A 17651-nucleotide genomic window follows, 5' to 3' on the forward strand; every position below is an offset into this window, starting at 1 on the left:
TGCATTGGGTTTGGCCGTACTGGCCGCCGCCGCGCTTAGAAACGCTGCGGACGGCCGGGCCAAACCGGCTAATCCGGGCTATTCAGAAACGCCCGTTGAATCTCGATGCCGAGCGCATTGTTACGGGCGATGAAATCCTGCAAAAACTCGTGCAAACCGCTGTTGAAAATGTGGTTGATGCGTCCGAAATGCAGCCGGGCATGGTTCTCGCCGGCCAATCGTAAACACTCGCAGCCGGGCTGGCGGCAAAGTTGCTCCAAAATCGGCGCCAACTCGTCGTAACAGGCATGCAGCGAACGCGGCATGTCGTCGCGCAATACCAGTAACTCGGCCACTTTGGTCGGTTCTATCGTATCGCGGTAGACTTTCTGGTAGGCCTCGAACGCCGACACCGAACGCAGCAACGAACTCCACTCGTAGTAATCCATTTCGGCAGTCGGGTCTTCGTTAGGCAACAGCAACTGAAACTTGGCATCCAGCAAGCGCGCGGTATTGTCGGCACGTTCGACGAAACTGCCCAAGCGGACGAATTTGTAGCCGTCGTCGCGCAACATGGTGCCGAAGGTCACGCCGCGGAACAGGTGCGAGCGCGACTTGACCCAATCGCAGAACTCGCCGATATCGGCTTCGCGCAGGCCCTGCCGAATCCGCTGCCGCAATTCCAACCACAGCGCATTGACGGTTTCCCACATCTCCGACGACATCGCCACCCGCACCGCCCTGGCGTTCTCCCTGGCCGCGCCCAGCGCGCTGACGATGCTGGACGGATTGCGTTCGTCCAAAGCCATGTAATGCATCACGTTCGCCGCCGTGTAGCTACCGTAATCGCGCTCGAACGCGGCAACGTCGTCGGCGATCAAAACCGGCGGTTTCCAGCGCGCCGCTTCGTCGTAGGCGCTATTGGCCACCAGCGACATGCGGTCGGTCACGTCCAGCACCCGAGCCATGTTTTCGGCACGCTCGATATAGCGCGCCATCCAATATAAATGATCGGCGGTACGGCTCAGCATGGTTTATCTCCGTTCAACACCCAGGTGTCTTTGGTACCGCCGCCTTGCGAGGAATTGACCACCAACGAACCCTCCCGCATCGCCACCCGGCACAATCCGCCCGGCACCAGCGTCACGGTCTTGCCGGACAGCACGAACGGCCGCAAATCGACGTGGCGCGGCGCCACGCCTTGCTCGACCAAGGTCGGACAGGTCGACAACGCCAACGTGGGCTGGGCGATGTAATTGTCCGGTTCGGCCAGAATCCGCGCCCGAAACTCTTCGATTTGCTGCTTGGACGCAGTCGGGCCGACCAGCATGCCGTAGCCGCCGGAACCCTGTACCTCTTTCACCACCAGTTCGGCCAAATGTTCCAGCACGTATTTCAAATCGTCCGGCTTTTCCAACTTGTAGGTCGGTACGTTCGACAATATCGGTTCCTCGCCCAGGTAAAAACGCACCATTTCCGGCACATAGGTATAAGTCGATTTATCGTCGGCGACGCCGGCGCCAATCGCATTGGCCAAGGTCACCCCGCCGTTGCGGTATACCGAAACCAGCCCCGGTACGCCGAGCATGGAATCTTCGCGGAACGCCAACGGATCGAGGAAATCGTCGTCGATGCGGCGGTAAATCACGTCGACCCGTTTCGGCCCTTCGGTGGTGCGCATGAACACTGCGTTGTCTTTACAGAACAGATCCTGGCCTTCCACCAGTTCGATACCCATTTGTTGCGCCAGGAATGCGTGCTCGAAATAGGCGCTGTTATAGGCGCCCGGCGTCAACAACACCACCACCGGATCGTGCACGCCGGGCTGCGCCACCGCACGCAAGTTGTTCAACAACACCTGCGGATAATGCTCGACCGGCGCCACCGCGTAACGGCGGAACAGTTCCGGAAACAGGCGCATCATCATTTTGCGGTTTTCCAGCATGTACGAGACGCCGGACGGGGTACGCAGATTGTCTTCCAGCACATAGAACTGGTTTTCCGCGGTACGCACGATATCGATACCGGCGATGTGGGCGTAGATGCCGCCCGGCACGTCCACGCCCTGCATTTCCGGCCGGTACATTTCGTTTTCCAGGATAGTCGCCGGCACGATGCCGGCCTTGATAATTTCCTGGTCGTGGTACAAGTCGTTCAGGAAAGCATTCAAAGCCGCGACGCGCTGAATCACGCCGGCCGAAAGCTGGCGCCACTCGTTGGCCGCCAGGATGCGCGGAATCACGTCGAACGGAATCAAGCGCTCGGCGCCGGCTTCCTCGCCGTAAACGTTAAACGTGATGCCGACCCGCCGGAACAGCATTTCCGCTTCGCGGGATTTCTGCATCAGTTGCGCATGATCGACGCCTTTCAGCCATTCGGAAAACGGTTGATACAGCAGCCGCACCTGGCCGTCTCCGGCCCGCATTTCATCGAAAATATTTTGTGTATTCATGACTTAATCCAGTGCAAACCACATGCCAAACAAATTAATGCTGATTTATCAGCCGGTTAAATACCGCCCCGCACACCAGCCGAAATAGACGCACCAAATCGGTGCACAAGACACCAGCCACCGCCCCTAAAACGAACGCCGCCCCGTTTGCCAGCCGCAATCGATTGCCATTTTCCGGCCGATTGGCTAAGGTTGCCGCCCCACACCTTTAATTCAGGCGGACACCATGCCGGCAGATTCGATAACCATTTTCGGCGAAGCGCTGTTCGATTGTTTCCCGGACGGCAGCCGGATTCTCGGCGGAGCACCGTTCAACGTTGCCTGGCATTTGCAAGGCTTGGGCGCCGAACCTTTATTTGTCAGCCGCATTGGCCGGGATGCGGCGGGGGCGGAATTGTTGGCGGCCATGCAAAACCACGGCATGCGTCAAAATGGGGTGGAGATAGACGCTGCCCGTCCGACCGGCAGTGTCGCGGTCAGCATCGACAACGGCCAGCCGAGTTACCGTATTCTGGAACAACAAGCCTACGATTACATCGCGGCCATGGAATTACCCGCCGGCAGCGAGCTGGGCTTGCTCTACCACGGCAGCCTGGCGCTGCGGCATGGCGTATCCCTCGCAACATTCGAACAGATCAAACGCCAATGGCGCGGCCCGGTGTTTTTCGACGTCAATTTGCGCGCGCCGTGGTGGGATGCGGATGCCGTCCATCAGTGGATGAGCGCCGCCGATTGGTTGAAACTGAACGATGAAGAACTGGCCTTATTGCTGCCGGAGGAGCATGCCATCGACAGCAAGCTGCGGCTATTGCAGCAACGTTACGATTTGCAGGGTGTGGTGGTGACTCGCGGCGAGCATGGCGCCTTGGCATTGACCCAAACCGGCGAATTCGCCGAAGTGCAACCGGCTGCAAGCGTTGAGGTGGTCGACACGGTCGGCGCCGGCGACGCCTTCGCCGCCGTGGTGTTATTGGGAATCGACCGCGGCTGGCCGTTGCGGTTGACGCTGGCACGCGCTCAAGATTTCGCCTCGGCCATCGTCGGACGGCGCGGGGCCACGGTGCGCGACCCCGAATTTTACCGCCAGTTCAGCGCCGCCTGGAGTTTGATCGGCTAGGACTGTTGCCGCGCCGGCACGCCATCGGCCGCATCCGCGACCCGGCCGATAAAGATTTTTTTGAACCAGGGCATGAAGCTGGCGGTAATCGGAATCGAATAGAAGCAATACATCGCCGCCGCTTCGCCGGTACTGACGCCGAACAACCACTGCGGCACAAACAAGGTCATCAAGGCGCCGAAGCAATGGTAGGTGCCGATCCGCCAATTGTTTTTCCAGACAAACCCGCTCAAAGCCAACGCGAACAGCGAGCCGTGGGTAACCAGCAAGCCGAAGGCGCTCGAAATCGCGTAACCGATGTGGTAAATCCCCATGAACAGGCAGGACTGCATGCGGCCGATGAAATTGGGATCGATCCCGAACAACTGCCAATCGTTGGGCAGCCGGGTAAAGATCAGAAACAGGCCACTCAGGCTGCTACCGACGAAAAAGGCTTTGCGTAACGCGCCGGGATCGGTCGAATAGGTGGCCAAGGCCGGCATGATGGCAAAGGCTTGCAAGCTGATATGCACCGACGACAATTCGCTGAGCAGTAAATTGGTGCCGTAGCCGCACTGGTCGGCGACCGGATAGGCGAAATACTGGATGAACTCCATCAACGAAAAATGGAAAATCGCATAGGCCCGAGCCAATCTGACCCAAAAGGTTTCGTCCTTATCCAAAAAAGTGACGCTGGACGCGACCAGCCCGGCCACTCCCAATCCCAAAGACATATTGGCGCTAAAACACATGGTTAATCCGTGAGCTAAATATTCGACAAAGCCGCCCCTGTCGGGCTGGCGGTTAAATTTATTGTTATGGTTATGTTAACCAACGGGCAAAGATACACGGACAGCCCACGAATTGCAGCATTTTTTGTAGGTTTTCCAGCCAGCGGCAACGAATCGGTCAGGAACGGTTGGCCGCGATAATCTCGCGGATTTTGTCCTCGACGCCGTCCAGTTCGTGCTGGTAAATATCGGTGCGGTAGGCGGCATCAGCCAGATTCACCTTAGAAGCCAACGCCGACGCGGCGGTGTCGGCGATATGCACCCGGGTCAATGTCGATAAACCGGGCTGCAACGGCGCGGCGCGCAATTCTTCCGGCGCCAGCGCAATCCGCACCTGCACCCGCTCGGCGATATGAATGAAATTGCCGGTGGCGTTGTCGGTCGGCAACAGCGCAAAACTGCTGCCGGAACCGGGATTCAAGCCCTGCACCAAGCCATGGTAAATGCGCTCGCCGCCAAAGGCATCGACCCGAATCTCGGCGGCCTGGCCCGGGCGAATATCGGCAATCTGGGTTTCCAGAAAGTTGGCTTCGATCCACACTTGGTCCAACGGCACCACCACCATCAGCGCCGCGCCGGCATGCAGATTGTCGCCGACCTGCACCTTGCGCTTGGCGACGAAACCGGACACCGGCGCCCGCACCTCGCGCCGCTGGTAATCCAAATAGGCCCGGCGCAAACGGCTCTTGGCCTGCTCCACCGCCGGATAGTCGTCCACGCCGGAATCGCGCAACTGGGCGGCCACGCCGTCCCGCTCCGCGCTGGTCTCGCGAATCGCCGCGGCCAACTCGCGCAATTTGTCTTCGGCATTCTGCACTTGCTGATCGGACACCGCACCGTCGCCGGCCGCGGCTTTGAAGCGCTGCAAATCGTGTTCGACTTGCATCACTGCCGCTTGCTTGGCGGCCAAACGTTGGCGCAAACTCTCCAGCCGGGCTTTCAACATATAAAACTCGCGCACGGTTTTGGCCAGTTCGGCTTCGGCCTGTTGCATCGCCACTAATGCGTAATTGCCGTCCAGCCGCACCAGCACGTCGCCCTTTTGTACGGCCTGGGTATTCTCGGCCAGGATCTCGACCACCGTCCCGTCGACCTGGGCCTTGACGCCGACCAAATGCCCGGCGACGAAAGCGTCGTCGGTCCGCACCCACTCGCGCTGGGTCAGCCACCAATAGCCCAGATAGCCGGCGGCGGCCAGCAACAATAAAATCGTGACCCAGCGCAGCCGGCGCCGGCGTTGGCGAAGAATTTCGCGGGGATACACTTTTTTCTGCATGGTGTTCAGGGTTGGGGTGCGGATTCTACGGCCGCCTGGTAACCGCCACCCAAGGCTTTGATCAGACTGACCGCGTTCTTACGTTGTTCGGCCGCCAAGCCGGCCAGCAGCAGGCGCTCGCGGTTGGCTTCGATCCGCGCCAGCACTAGCTTCCCGTTATCGTGCAAACCGTTGCGAATCAGGCTATCGCTGAGCCGGTTTTGCGCCTCGGCGGCCGCCAAGGCTTGTTGTTGTTCATCGGCTTTGGCGGCCAGTTCGTGCCAGTGGCTCAAGGCGTCGGCGACATCCTGCACCGCATGCAGCAAGCCGGCGTTGTAGCGCTGCACCGCCAAGTCGTAGGCGGCTTCCCGGTAACCGAGTTGGGCGCGCAAGCGGCCGCCTTCGAAAATCGGAAATTCGATCGACGGGCCGACGGCATAGGCCAAACTCGAGCCTTGCAAGGCAATATCGACCAGGCTGACGCTATGGAAGCCGGTGAAAGCCAGCAAATTGACGTCCGGATAAAACGCAGTTTTGGCGACATGAATATCCTCGGCGGCGGCATTCGCCTGCAAGCGGGCGGCATGCAGGTCCGGCCGCCGCGCCAGCAACCGCAACGGCAGATCGGCCGGCAAGGCCAGCACTTGCGGCACCACCGAAGCGTCAAGCGCTATCCGCATCCCCCAATCGGCGCCCTGCCCGGCCAACGCCGCCAACTGGTTGCGGCGCAATTCCTGTTCGGCGCGCAAACCGGCCGCCGTCTGTTTGGCCGCATGCCAATTCCGTTCGGCTTGCCACAGCGGCGCCTCACCGATCAAACCGGCGGCGCGGCGACTCTGCTCCAAGCGGAACAGCGTCTCCAAATCGGAGACGATATGTTCCGCCAGTTGCCATTTTTCCGCGGCCGCCAGCAAATCGAAATAGGCTCCGGCCACGGCCGTGGCCAACAACAAGCGGGCGTCGGCCAATTCGGCACTGGCGGCCAGCGAGCGATCGACGGCACTTTGCAGACTGGCTTCGTCGCGCCCCCAAAAATCCAGATGGTAGCGCAGCACCAGCGGATTAATCAGTAAATGGCGGAAATGCTGGCCGGCCAATTTGGCCTGCACGCTATCGGCGGAAAAGCGTTGCGCGGTAAAGCTGACGTTGGCGTCTATGGTCGGATACAGGTCGGCGGCTTCGAAATCGGCCAAGGTTTCGGCCTGGCGCAGGCGCGCCTCGGCGACTTTCAGATTCGGATTGGCGGCCAGCGCGGTTTCGATTAAGCCGTTCAACGTGGCGTTGCCGAACGCCGTCCACCAGCGCTGTTCCGGCCAACGGTCTTGCGTGGCAATCTCGTCAGTGGTGCGCGCCAGGGTTTGTTCGATTTCCGGTAGCGGTGCCATTTGTGCGCGCTGGCTGTCTGCGCCGAATAAAGCACACCCCTCGATTGTTATTACCAATACAGCCAAGCCAAACCGACGTAGCGCAGCCATCAGGCATCCTCCTCCGCCAACGTCTCTTCCAGCTCTCGCTGCATGGCCGGCGCGGAACGAACCGGGGCCCGAGTCGGTTCGGCCAGCCAAACCAAGGCCGCCAAACCGAGAAAAATGCAACCGGCCAACCAAAACGCATCGTTCAAGCCGCGAATAGCTTGGGCCTTGCCGGCCAGTTTGGCGAATTTGGCCAGCGCGGCGTCGGCTTCGAAGCCGCTAGCCAGCAAGGTTTGTATCGCCTCCGTACCGGCATCCGACCAGGCATCTCGATTCTCGGCGAAACGGGTCATATGCAACGGCGTACGCCGGTAGAAAATCACGCCCTGCAAGGCAATACCGATCGCGCCGGCGGCAATGCGCAACAGATTGGCCAATTCCAGTGCCCGCCAATGCCTATCGGCCGGAATACCGTGCAACAACAACGCCGTCAACGGCACGAAAAAGCTGCCCAAACAGGCACCTTCCAGCAATTTCGGCCAGAACAACTGGGCAAAGCTGTCCGGGTCATCGAAGCGGCTCAGCCAGAAATAGGTGGCGGCAAAGCCCAACAAATTGGCACTGGCCAGCAAGCGGGCATCGACCCGTTTGGCGATCTCGTGAAACACACCGGCCATCGGTTTGGCGAAAATCGCCATCGGCAAAAACACCAGGCCGGCCAGAAACGACGAGTAACCCAACGCCAGTTGCAATTGCACGATCAGCAGCGACAACAGACCTTGAAAACACAAAAAGCCGGCGAACAAGCCGATCACGCCGATCGTAAAATTGCGCCGGCCAAACAAGCGAATATCCAGAAACGGCCGCCGGCTACCCCATTCCCAAATCAGCCAGTACAGCAGCATTACGCCCACGCCGATGCTTAGCCCCCTGATGTAGCCGGAATTGCCCCAATCCCAGTCGTTGCCCTGGTTCAGCAGGGTTTGTATGCCGAATAAAATCAGTATCGCCATGACGCAACCGGGAATATCCAGACGTTGCCGCAAGTGCGGCCCGCCGCGGCCGTACAGCAAGGCCCCCAGCAGTCCGGCAATCGCCAACGCCAACGGAATGTTGCCCCAAAACAGCCAGCGCCAACCCAAATTGTCGGCCACCCAACCGCCGAGCGGCGGACCGAAGGTAAACGGCGTCAAGGTAAACAGACTCCAGACGCCGATACCCAGCGACTTGCGTTTGTCCGGATACTCCTTGAGCAACAACGCCTGGCCCAAGGGCAAGGTCAGTCCGCCGCAGAAACCCAGCACCACCCGCGCGGCCAGATACAGATGAAAGTCATCGGCCATCGCGCACAGCCAGGATGCCGCAGCAAAGCCGGCAAAGGCCCAGATCAAGGGCCGATATTCGCCGAACCGCCGCCCCAACCAGCCGCCCAGCGGCAAAGCCAAGGCCAGCGCAATCATGTAGTCGGTCTGGGTCCAGGTGCCGAAACTGGGCGGCACGCCCAAACCGGCCGCCACCCTGGGCAGCATCGCGATGTAGGCGCCGGCGTTGAAAATCACCAAGGCATGGCCGCCGCCAAGCAACAGGTTGAATAAATTGAACCGCCAACCGCGCAGGCGTTTCGGGAAATCGGCGCTCATCTCTGATCCGAACCGGCCTCAACTCTCGTCCGCGACCGGCAAATCGCGCAGCCCCAAATCGCCCAGACTTTGCCGCAACAGCGGCGCCGCCATATTGCCGATCAATCGTCGGAACGCCACGCCGTCCCGCTCGAGCGAAGCCAATGCGGCATCGTCGACCCGGAAACTCTCGGAATGGGTCCGGGCCAGCACGTGGCCGGAGGCCGGATCGATCAGCTTCAGCATCAGTTGCAACGAGGTTTGCCCTTCGAAGATCCGGTAACGGCCGACGCCCAACTCGATCACGGCGTCGTAGCGGCCGCGATTGGCGTAGGCGCCGGTGCTGTTATCCTGGCGATACCAAGCCTGAATCGCTCGATGCCAATCATGCAGGCTGGCGTCGTTGGTTATCACTAAGGGGTAATCTTCGCGACTCAATACCGCAACCCGGTTTTCGAAGGCCAGCAGATTTTTCAGTTGCTCGCCAACGGTTTTCGCCGGAGTCCAGACGCTGGCGCCTGCCTCGCCACCGACCGCAGTCGGCGGCAAAGTCCCGAGCGTCTCGGCGTCGCTTGGATTGCCGGCGACCATGCCAACGACGACAATGCCGCCAGCGGTGCGATAGCGCTGTTTTTCAAGGTCCAGATTCATCGCCATATTTCGCACATGGCGATAGGCTGCATCGTGTTGTTCCAGCAAATCCGGAATCACTTCCAGCGGCGGCGCCGTAACCGGCACAATCAACACGGCTTGGTATTGCTTGCCGGGAATTTGCACCGCTTTCAGAGCCGGCGCGGAGCATGCCGCCATCAAACCGGTTAAGGCCAGACCGACCAGCCATCTGGGTGTAGCGGCAACGAATTTTGTCAAATCGATTAAAGTCTTCATGGTGCCCTCCAAGTGTAATAGATACCATCGAATCGATACAGCTCTACTATAAAAACCGATTTGATATAAGACAAACGATATTTATTGGACTTTAATATCGAACTTATCAATACTACGCCACCATGGATATCGATCAGATCAGAACCTTTTTAAGCGTCGCCGCCAACGGCAGTTTTTTGGAAGCCGCCAACCGCCTGTATGTAACCCAATCGACGGTCAGCACCCGGATCCAGCGCCTGGAAGCCTACTTGGGCGTCAGCTTGTTCGTGCGCAACCGGGCCGGCGCCAGCCTGACCCAACCCGGCCAACGCTTTTTGCGCCACGCCAAAGCTCTGCTGCTGACATTGGAACAGGCCCGCCACGATATCGGCCTACCCAGCCGCTTCCGCGACAGCGTCAGCATCGGCGCCCGCATCGCCTTGTGCGAAGGCTTGTTGCCGGAATGGATAGGCGCGATTCGGCGACAGATGCCGGATGTTTCAATCCGCACCGATATCGGCTTCGAGGAAGACTTGATGCGCAGCCTGATTTCCGGCGCGCTGGACATAGGCATGATGTATACGCCGCAACACAGCCCGGGGCTGCTGGTGGAGCACATATTCGACGAAACGTTATTGCTGCTGAGCACCGACCCCGACCGGCCCTGGCCCAACGACGACTACATTTTCGTCGATTGGGCACCGGGTTTTTACGCCCAACACAGCAATGCCTTTCCCAATCTGGAACGCTCGGCGCAAGTGGTCAATATCGGTTGGATGGCACTGCAATTGATCCTGGCGCAAAACAGCGGCTCCTGCTTTCTGCCGATCCGATTGGCGGCACCGCTGTTGCAATCCGGCCGCTTGCATCCGGTGGCGGACAGCCCGCGCTTCACGTTGCCGGCTTACATGGTGTCCGGCCGCGACAACGACTCGCCGGTGCTGCAACAAGTCCTGGCTCAACTGCGCGGCCTGGCAACCGCCGAACGGCAAAAGGATTATTCCGCGCTCGGCAGTTAGTCCAAGGTGGCCGACGCCACATGAAACGCGTCGGCATAAATGTCGTCGAATTTGGCGCCTTTCAGGAAAGCCTGGCGTTTGCTCTGCTGCACCATGTCCGGGTGGCCGCACAAGTAGACCCGCCAACCCTGCAAATCCGGCAATCGCTGCATCGCCACGTCGTTGGCCCGGCCGCTGGCGACGCCATCTGCCGCAACGCCGCGCGATACGCAGGGCGTGTAATGAAAATTGGCGTATTGCGCTGCCAGCTCGCGCATTTCGTCGATCCAATACAAACCGTCCATTTCCCGGCTGCCGTGGTAGAGATAAATCTCGCCGGCGTGGCCGTGGTGCAGCGCCTCGCTGACGATGCCGGCCAGCGGCGCCAGGCCGCTGCCGGTGCCGATCAACAATAAATTGCGCAGCTGATTGCTGGGCAGGTAGTAACACAGGCCTTGCGGATCGGAAACCTCCAACAGGTCGCCAAGCTGCAGTTCGTCGTGCGCCCAGGCGCTGAAGCGGCCGCCGGCCAAGCGGCGGATATGGAAGGTCAAGTTGTGGGCGTGGGTCCGGTTGTTGGCTATCGAATAACTGCGTTGCAAACCGTCGCTGCGCTTCAAATTGACGAACTGGCCGGCGTAATAGTCGAGCGCTTCGTCGGTACGCAAAGTTAGCAACAAGGTCTCGGCATTGAGCAAGCGCTTACCGGTCACCGTAGCGTGGCAAAAACGCTGCTCCGGCGAACCGATACCGATCTCCATATCGCGTTCCGGGTAGCACAGGCAGGCCAGGAAGTGGTTTTGATGGCGCAACACGTCTTTCAAGCCGGCTTGGGCCGCAGCCGGCGGCGCCCCGTCCAGACTGCGGGCGATGCAGCTCTGGCAAGCCCCCTGCCGGCAGCCGTAAGCAATCTCGACCTGCTCCCGCAGTAAAGCGTCCAACACCGACTCGCCAGGCTGGCAAATCAACTCGCGCCGGCCCAGGTTGATCTTGTGCGTCTGCATGGCCTGCATCTCCGCTTAACGGTCCAGTACGTCGTTACGCGTACTTTCGGCAATCGCTGCGACTTGCTGAATCAAGGCATCCGGCACGTTCAATTCCTGCAAGGTCGTCGCCAGATTTTCGACCACCGCATCGAAATGGGAGTCGTCCAACCCCAAGTTCTTCACCAGATGGGCATGGGCCCGGCGCATATCGGCCCCCGAATAATTGTTGGGACCGCCGAAGGCCATCGTCAAAAAGGCTTTCTGCTTGGCAGCCTGTTTGTCCATGTCGGTGTTGTCGAAGAAGCGGTTGATGCGGTGGTCGTTTAGCACTTTACGGTAGAAGATATCGACCGCAGCATTAACCGCGGCTTCGCCGCCCAATTGTTCGTACAGAGTTGCAGTGGTTTCGCTCATATTGTTCCGCCTATATGGAGTGGATGAATCGGTTACGGCTTGTAGCAGCCGGGAGCAGAATAAGCCAATCATCCGCCTTTTGCAATATTTGTATTATAAAACTTATTTATATTAGCTATCGGCCTTTCCGATACTTTGCCAAGCCCGGATTCCGGCATAGAATTACCCCATCTCCAGCCTACGATTCGCAGCAGCGCCATGACCCAAGCCAACGGCACCCGCCAAGACCAAATCCTGAATTTACTGCTAGCGGCGGCAAACGGGCTGAGCATCGACGAACTGGCCGCCGCAATGCAGATTTCGCGCAATGCGGTGAAGCAGCATTTGGTGGGGCTGGAAAAAGCACAACTGGTCGCCGAAGCGGCGTTGAACAGTACCGGCGGCCGGCCGGCGCGCAGCTACAAGCTGACGGAACAGGGACGCAACCGCCTGCCCAAGCAATACGGCTGGTTCTGCCAATTATTATTGGCGGAACTGAAGACGGAACTTGGCGAAACCGCGCTAAGGCAAATGCTGGCGCGGATGGGCGTTAACCTGGCGCAATCGTTGGCACCGCAATTCAGCGGCAAAACTCCGCAGGCGAAACGCCAGGCCCTGGTCGAATTGATGCAAACGCTGGGCTACCGCGCCGAGTTGGAAACCGATGACGGCCAGCCCAGCCTGAAAGCGGTGAATTGCGTTTACCACGACTTGGCCCAGCAAATCCCCGAGCTGTGCGAATTCGACCGGGCGCTGATCAGCACATTACTGGGCAGCACCATCGAACAAACGGCGTGTATGGCACAACAGGATTGCGCCTGCCGCTTCAAAATCTGCGCCGAACGCTGAGCCCCAGCGAACGCCGGCGGTCCGGGGCTTGCCGACGCGCACCGCTGGCGCAACGCTCGGGTTTTTCTAAGCGCGAGCCGGGGGTGGTACAATGGCCGCTTCCCGAACGACTTTTGAATACCGCAATCATGAGCCAACCTCTTCGCATGACATTCGGCCTGTTTGGCGGGCTGCTGTTACTGTTCACCAGCCTGTCTTTGCCGGCCGCCGGACCGATCTTCACCCCGGCCGCCCCCAGCGCCGCCGCCTCCAGTTACTTCCTGCTGGATTTCAACAGCAGCCGGATTCTGGCCGAGAAAGACGCCGACAAACGCGTAGCCCCGGCCAGTCTGACCAAAATCATGACGGCCTACGTGGTGTTCCGCGAATTGAAGGCCGGACATTTAACGTTGGACGAGAAAGTCACGATCAGCCAGAACGCCTGGGAAACCGGCGGCTCGAAAATGTTCGTCGAGGTCAACAAACAAGTCCGGGTCGAAGACTTGCTGCAAGGCATGATTATCCAATCCGGTAACGACGCCAGCGTGGCCTTGGCCGAACACGTCGCCGGCAGCGAGCAAACCTTCGCGACGATGATGAACGAACAAGCCAGCCGCCTGGGCATGGCCAACAGCCATTTCGAAAACGCCACCGGCCTGCCCAGCCCCAACCATTACAGCTCGGCGCGGGATCTGGCGCTGCTGGCGCAAGCGATGATCCGCGAGTTTCCGGAATACTACCGCTGGGATTCGCAAAAAGAATTCACCTACAACGGCATCACCCAACAAAACCGTAACCTGCTGTTATGGCGCGATCCGTCGGTCGACGGCTTGAAAACCGGCTTTACCGACGACGCCGGTTACTGCATGGTCGCTTCGGCCAAACGCGAAGACATGCGCCTGATCTCAGTCGTGATGGGCACCGCCAGCGCCAATGCCCGTTCCAACGAAAGCCAGTCGTTGCTGAATTACGGCTTCCGCTTCTTCGAAACCCACCGCCTGTACGAGGGCGGCAAGCCTTTGGCCGAAACCCGCATCCGCAAGGGCGTGACTTCCAAATTGGCGGTCGGCTTGGCGGAAGACCTTTACGTGACCGCGCCGCGCAAACATTTCAACGAACTGAAAGCCGAAACCCAGATCGACAAAGGCGTATTCGCCCCGCTTAACAAAGGCGACACGGTGGGCAGTTTGAATGTCACGCTGGCTGGCGATGCGATCGCCAGCAAACCGCTGGTGGCATTGGATAGCGTGGCCGAAGGCGGCCTATTCCGCCGCCTGTACGACGCCGCGATCGGCTTACTGGAGAAAGAATGACGCAACAAGTCTATTTGAACGGCGAGTACCTGCCGCTGGCAGACGCCAAAGTCTCGGTGTTGGACCGCGGATTTTTATTCGGCGACGGCGTTTACGAAGTGATTCCAGCCTATAAAGGCCGCCTGTTCCGGCTGGAAGACCACATCGCCAGGCTGAACAACAGCTTGGCCGGCATCCGTTTGCCGCTGGCGCACAGCGTGGCCGAATGGGAAGCGATATTCCGGCCTTTACTGGCCGACGACGGCCGCGACCAATACATTTATCTGCAAATCACCCGCGGCTGGGCGCCGAAGCGCGACCACGCCTTTCCGCAACAGACTACGCCGACCGTGTTCGCAATGTCTGCCGATATCCAGCCCTTCCCCGGCCGCAGCGAAGGCATCGAAGCCATTACGCTGGACGATACCCGCTGGCAATTGTGCGACATCAAAGCCATCACGCTGCTGGCCAACATTCTGCTGCGCCAGGAAGCGGTCGACCGCGGCTGCGCCGAAGCGATTCTGGTCAAAAACGGTTACGTCATCGAAGGCGCCGCCAGCAACGTGTTCGCCGTCATCGACGGCGAACTGATCACGCCGCCGAAAGGCCACGACATTCTGCCCGGCATCACCCGCGACGTGATTCTGGAATTGGCCGAAGCGCATCGAATCCCGTACCGGGAAGACATCATCGCGCTGGAAGCGCTGCAACAGGCCAGCGAAGTTTGGGTGGTCAGTTCCACCCGAGAAATCGTGCCGGTGGTAGCCCTGGACGGCGCGGCAATCGGCGACGGCAAACCCGGCCCGCTGTGGCAACGCATGGACCAATTGCTGCAAGCTTATAAGAACTCCCTGTCATGAGCGAATCCGATTCATTACTCGAATTTCCCTGCCAGTTTCCGATCAAGGCGATGGGCAAAAGCCGCGACGATTTCGACGCCATCGTCGTGGAAATCATTCGCCGCCACGTACCCGACATCCGCGAGGGCGCCGTCACCAGCCGACCCAGCAAAGGCGGCAATTACACGGCGGTCACGGTCATTATCGAAGCCACCAGCCGCGAACAATTGGATGCGATTTATCTGGGCCTGACCGCCTGCCCGGACGTATTAATGGCGCTGTAACGGTAGCAGTGAACCGGAATATCGAACTGCGCCAGTTGGGCCTGCGCGACTATGTCGCGGTCTGGCACGACATGCAACGCTACACGGCGGAACGCACGCCGGACAGTGCCGACCAAATCTGGATCGTCGAACATCCACCGGTTTATACGCTAGGCCTGAACGGCAAACGCGAACACCTGCTGGCCAACAACGGCATACCCATCGTTGATTCCGACCGCGGCGGCCAAATCACCTACCACGGCCCCGGCCAGTTGGTGGTATACCTGCTGGCCGATTTACGCCGCTTGAACCTAGGCCCGCGGCAGACGGTCAGCTTGCTGGAAAACGCCGCCATCGCCACGCTGAGCCAGTACGGCATCTCCGCCGCCGCACGCCCCGATGCGCCGGGGGTGTATGTCGCAGGCCGCAAAATCGCTTCGCTCGGCCTGCGCATCAAACGCGGCTGCTGTTACCACGGCATCAGTATCAACAACGCTATGGATCTTGGCCCGTTTCGAGACATCAATCCCTGCGGTTACCCCGGACTGCAAGTCACCCAACTTGCCGACCTGGGCGTTAACATAGCGAACCACGAACTGGCGGTACCGCTGGTCCACCAATTGCTGAAGGCTATCGAACCATGACATTCAACGCCCCGTCCCGTACCACGCCGCAAACCCACCAACGCAAGGCCGACAAGCTGTCGCGGATACCGGTCAAAGTCGAACAGACCGGCGAACCGCCGCTGCGCAAACCGGATTGGATCCGGGTCAAGCTGCCGAGCGGCGACCAGGTCAACCGGATCAAACAATCGCTGCGCGAACACCGCCTGCACAGCGTTTGCGAAGAAGCCGCCTGCCCCAATCTGGGCGAATGCTTCAGCCACGGCACCGCCACCTTCATGATTATGGGCGATTTGTGCACCCGGCGCTGCCCGTTCTGCGACGTGGCCCACGGCAAACCCCAGCCGCTCGATTCGGAAGAACCGGCCAATCTGGCCGAGACCATCGCCGCGATGGGCTTGAAATACGTCGTCATCACCTCGGTCAACCGCGACGACTTGCGCGACGGCGGAGCCGGCCATTTTGCCGCCTGCATCGCCGAGGTCCGGGCCCGTTCGCCGCAGACCACGATCGAAATTCTGGTACCGGATTTTCGCGGCCGGATGGACACCGCATTGGACATTCTGCAACAACAGCCTTGCGACGTGTTCAATCACAACCTCGAAACGGTGCCGCGCCTGTATTTGCAAGCCCGCCCCGGCGCCGATTATCCGACTTCCCTCAAATTGCTGGAGCGGCACAAACAGCGCTTGCCGCAGGTACCGACCAAATCCGGCCTGATGCTGGGCATCGGCGAAACCGAGGCCGAAGTGGTGCAAGTGATGCGGGACTTGCTGGCCCATGGCTGCAGCATGCTGACGCTGGGCCAATATCTGCAACCCAGCAAAGACCATCTGCCGGTACGCGAATACATCCACCCGGACCAATTCGCCCGTTATGCCGAGATCGCCCGCGAACTCGGCTTCCGCCAGGTCGCCAGCGCGCCGCTGGTCCGCTCGTCCTACCACGCCGATCTGCAGGCGGCCGGTCTGGCCGAATAAACGGATTGGGGACACCCTGCCCTGGTACCGCCGCTCCCAACGCATCGGTGCGTAGTACAAAACTCGCAGAATCCCAAGCCGAGCCGGCACGGGCAAGCCAAATTCCGGAGCCAGCCGGCAAAACCCGAAGCTCGGCCGCTGCTGCCGTGTTTTCCTGCCCTGGACCGGATTTTTTTATAGTAAACTCCCGCCAATAGTTCGCTTACCCGCAACGCTCACTTCGAATCGGAGGAACTCAATGCTGACTCATGATGAAAAACGCGATTACATCCGCATGGATGTCGACTGTGACATTACCTACCGGCTCGCCGATTCGGATCAAGTCAGTACCGGCAGATGCACCACGCTCAGCGGCGCCGGCGTCTCGTTCATCGCCAATCGCCCATTCGAGATCGGCCTGGCGCTGGAAGTCAGCATTCTGCCGAAAACGCCGATCACGCCGCCGATGACCGCGTTCATCGAAGTGGTGCGTAGCGTCAAGCAAGGCGACGGCAATTACGAAATCGCCGCCTCGATCAAAAGCATCAAAGGCAATTAAGGATTCCACAGATAACGACAAGGACGTGGCACGCCATGTATATCATCACCAAAGAAGTCTATTTTTGTTACGGCCACCGCCTGATGAACCATCCGGGCAAGTGCCGCAACCTGCACGGCCACAGCGTCAAGGCCAGTATTTCGATCCGCCAGGAACAACTAAATCCGCAAGGCATGGTCTGCGACTTTTCCGACGTCAAAGCCTGCGTCGAGAGCTTTATCGACGACGTGCTGGACCATAACTTTCTGCTGCACAAAGACGACCCCATCATTCCGGCCCTGATCGCCAATAACGAACAATATCTGGCGATAGACGAGCACCCCACCGCCGAGGTGCTGAGTAAAATGATTTACCAGTACGTCAAACAGCAAGGTTTCAACGTAGACCAAGTGGTGCTGTGGGAAACCGCCAGCGCCAACGCCTGCTACCGGGAAGATTGA

At 59.5% G+C, this 17651-nt stretch carries 19 protein-coding genes; 10 read left to right on the plus strand and 9 right to left on the minus strand.

The genetic code is table 11. The features are described 5' to 3' along the window. Positions 1 to 68: 68 nt before the first annotated feature. Both VXJ35_RS15640 and VXJ35_RS15645 read right to left on the minus strand, forming a co-directional pair. Positions 69 to 1010, minus strand: a complete 942-nt coding sequence (locus VXJ35_RS15640; RefSeq protein WP_064022278.1) for an alpha-E domain-containing protein — start codon at positions 1008 to 1010, stop codon at positions 69 to 71. Beyond that, positions 1004 to 2431, minus strand: coding sequence for a circularly permuted type 2 ATP-grasp protein (locus VXJ35_RS15645; RefSeq protein WP_064022279.1), 1428 nt, complete (start codon positions 2429 to 2431; stop codon positions 1004 to 1006). Before VXJ35_RS15645 ends, VXJ35_RS15640 begins: the two co-directional genes overlap by 7 nt. 226 nt (positions 2432 to 2657) lie before the next feature. Here VXJ35_RS15645 and VXJ35_RS15650 point away from each other — a divergent pair, with 226 nt between their 5' ends. Then, a complete protein-coding gene (locus VXJ35_RS15650) occupies positions 2658 to 3548 on the plus strand; it encodes a PfkB family carbohydrate kinase (protein ID WP_064022280.1) in 891 nt (296 codons plus the stop codon). Here VXJ35_RS15650 and VXJ35_RS15655 read toward each other — a convergent pair. From VXJ35_RS15655 to VXJ35_RS15675, 5 genes are all read right to left on the minus strand, one after another. Next, the gene (locus VXJ35_RS15655; protein WP_064022281.1) at positions 3545 to 4279 is read right to left on the minus strand and encodes a DUF5765 domain-containing protein; all 735 of its coding nucleotides are present in this window, start codon (positions 4277 to 4279) and stop codon (positions 3545 to 3547) included. The two genes, VXJ35_RS15650 and VXJ35_RS15655, sit on opposite strands and share 4 nt — an antisense overlap. Positions 4280 to 4436: 157 nt before the next feature. Continuing rightward, positions 4437 to 5594, minus strand: coding sequence for an HlyD family efflux transporter periplasmic adaptor subunit (locus VXJ35_RS15660; protein WP_064022282.1), 1158 nt, complete (start codon positions 5592 to 5594; stop codon positions 4437 to 4439). 5 nt (positions 5595 to 5599) lie between these two features. Beyond that, positions 5600 to 7048: an efflux transporter outer membrane subunit gene (locus VXJ35_RS15665; protein WP_064022283.1), complete on the minus strand. Its 1449-nt coding sequence runs from the start codon at positions 7046 to 7048 to the stop codon at positions 5600 to 5602. Then, positions 7048 to 8625: a DHA2 family efflux MFS transporter permease subunit gene (locus tag VXJ35_RS15670; protein ID WP_064022284.1), complete on the minus strand. Its 1578-nt coding sequence runs from the start codon at positions 8623 to 8625 to the stop codon at positions 7048 to 7050. The genes VXJ35_RS15665 and VXJ35_RS15670 overlap by 1 nt, the downstream gene beginning before the upstream one ends. An 18-nt stretch (positions 8626 to 8643) precedes the next feature. Further along, positions 8644 to 9492: a hypothetical protein gene (locus VXJ35_RS15675; protein WP_064022285.1), complete on the minus strand. Its 849-nt coding sequence runs from the start codon at positions 9490 to 9492 to the stop codon at positions 8644 to 8646. A 122-nt stretch (positions 9493 to 9614) separates the two neighbouring features. Here VXJ35_RS15675 and VXJ35_RS15680 point away from each other — a divergent pair, with 122 nt between their 5' ends. After that, positions 9615 to 10490 (plus strand): LysR family transcriptional regulator, encoded by an 876-nt coding sequence (locus tag VXJ35_RS15680; protein ID WP_064022286.1) that lies wholly within the window; start codon positions 9615 to 9617, stop codon positions 10488 to 10490. Here the strand turns inward: VXJ35_RS15680 and VXJ35_RS15685 are convergent. Together VXJ35_RS15685 and VXJ35_RS15690 are read right to left on the minus strand one after the other, a co-directional pair. Beyond that, positions 10487 to 11473, minus strand: a complete 987-nt coding sequence (locus tag VXJ35_RS15685; RefSeq protein ID WP_064023550.1) for a 2Fe-2S iron-sulfur cluster-binding protein — start codon at positions 11471 to 11473, stop codon at positions 10487 to 10489. The genes VXJ35_RS15680 and VXJ35_RS15685 overlap by 4 nt on opposite strands. Positions 11474 to 11488: 15 nt before the next feature. Then, positions 11489 to 11869, minus strand: a complete 381-nt coding sequence (locus VXJ35_RS15690; RefSeq protein ID WP_054758345.1) for a group 1 truncated hemoglobin — start codon at positions 11867 to 11869, stop codon at positions 11489 to 11491. Between the two features lie 198 nt (positions 11870 to 12067). Between VXJ35_RS15690 and VXJ35_RS15695 the strand changes: the two genes are divergently transcribed. The 8 genes from VXJ35_RS15695 to VXJ35_RS15730 all read left to right on the plus strand — a co-directional run bounded on the left by VXJ35_RS15695 (position 12068) and on the right by VXJ35_RS15730 (position 17651). Next, complete coding sequence (locus VXJ35_RS15695) at positions 12068 to 12697, plus strand: metalloregulator ArsR/SmtB family transcription factor (RefSeq protein ID WP_064022287.1); 630 nt, start codon at positions 12068 to 12070, stop codon at positions 12695 to 12697. 128 nt (positions 12698 to 12825) lie between these two features. Continuing rightward, entirely contained in the window at positions 12826 to 13989 is a 1164-nt protein-coding gene (locus VXJ35_RS15700; RefSeq protein WP_064022288.1) for a D-alanyl-D-alanine carboxypeptidase family protein, read from the plus strand. Beyond that, positions 13986 to 14828 carry a D-amino acid aminotransferase gene (locus VXJ35_RS15705; protein WP_064022289.1) on the plus strand — a complete coding sequence of 281 codons (843 nt, stop codon included), beginning with the start codon at positions 13986 to 13988 and terminating at the stop codon, positions 14826 to 14828. Before VXJ35_RS15700 ends, VXJ35_RS15705 begins: the two co-directional genes overlap by 4 nt. Further along, a complete protein-coding gene (locus VXJ35_RS15710) occupies positions 14825 to 15091 on the plus strand; it encodes a YbeD family protein (protein ID WP_064022290.1) in 267 nt (88 codons plus the stop codon). The genes VXJ35_RS15705 and VXJ35_RS15710 overlap by 4 nt, the downstream gene beginning before the upstream one ends. Positions 15092 to 15099: 8 nt before the next feature. After that, entirely contained in the window at positions 15100 to 15714 is a 615-nt protein-coding gene (gene lipB / locus VXJ35_RS15715) for a lipoyl(octanoyl) transferase LipB (RefSeq protein WP_082880955.1), read from the plus strand. Next, the gene (gene lipA / locus VXJ35_RS15720; RefSeq protein WP_064022291.1) at positions 15711 to 16673 is read left to right on the plus strand and encodes a lipoyl synthase; all 963 of its coding nucleotides are present in this window, start codon (positions 15711 to 15713) and stop codon (positions 16671 to 16673) included. Before lipB ends, lipA begins: the two co-directional genes overlap by 4 nt. Positions 16674 to 16911: 238 nt before the next feature. Then, positions 16912 to 17211 (plus strand): PilZ domain-containing protein, encoded by a 300-nt coding sequence (locus tag VXJ35_RS15725; RefSeq protein ID WP_064022292.1) that lies wholly within the window; start codon positions 16912 to 16914, stop codon positions 17209 to 17211. 35 nt (positions 17212 to 17246) lie between these two features. Next, on the plus strand, positions 17247 to 17651 hold the full coding sequence (locus VXJ35_RS15730; protein ID WP_064022293.1) for a 6-carboxytetrahydropterin synthase: 405 nt from the start codon (positions 17247 to 17249) through the stop codon (positions 17649 to 17651).

This window comes from Methylomonas sp. DH-1, assembly GCF_046097555.1.
Lineage (GTDB): Bacteria > Pseudomonadota > Gammaproteobacteria > Methylococcales > Methylomonadaceae > Methylomonas > Methylomonas koyamae.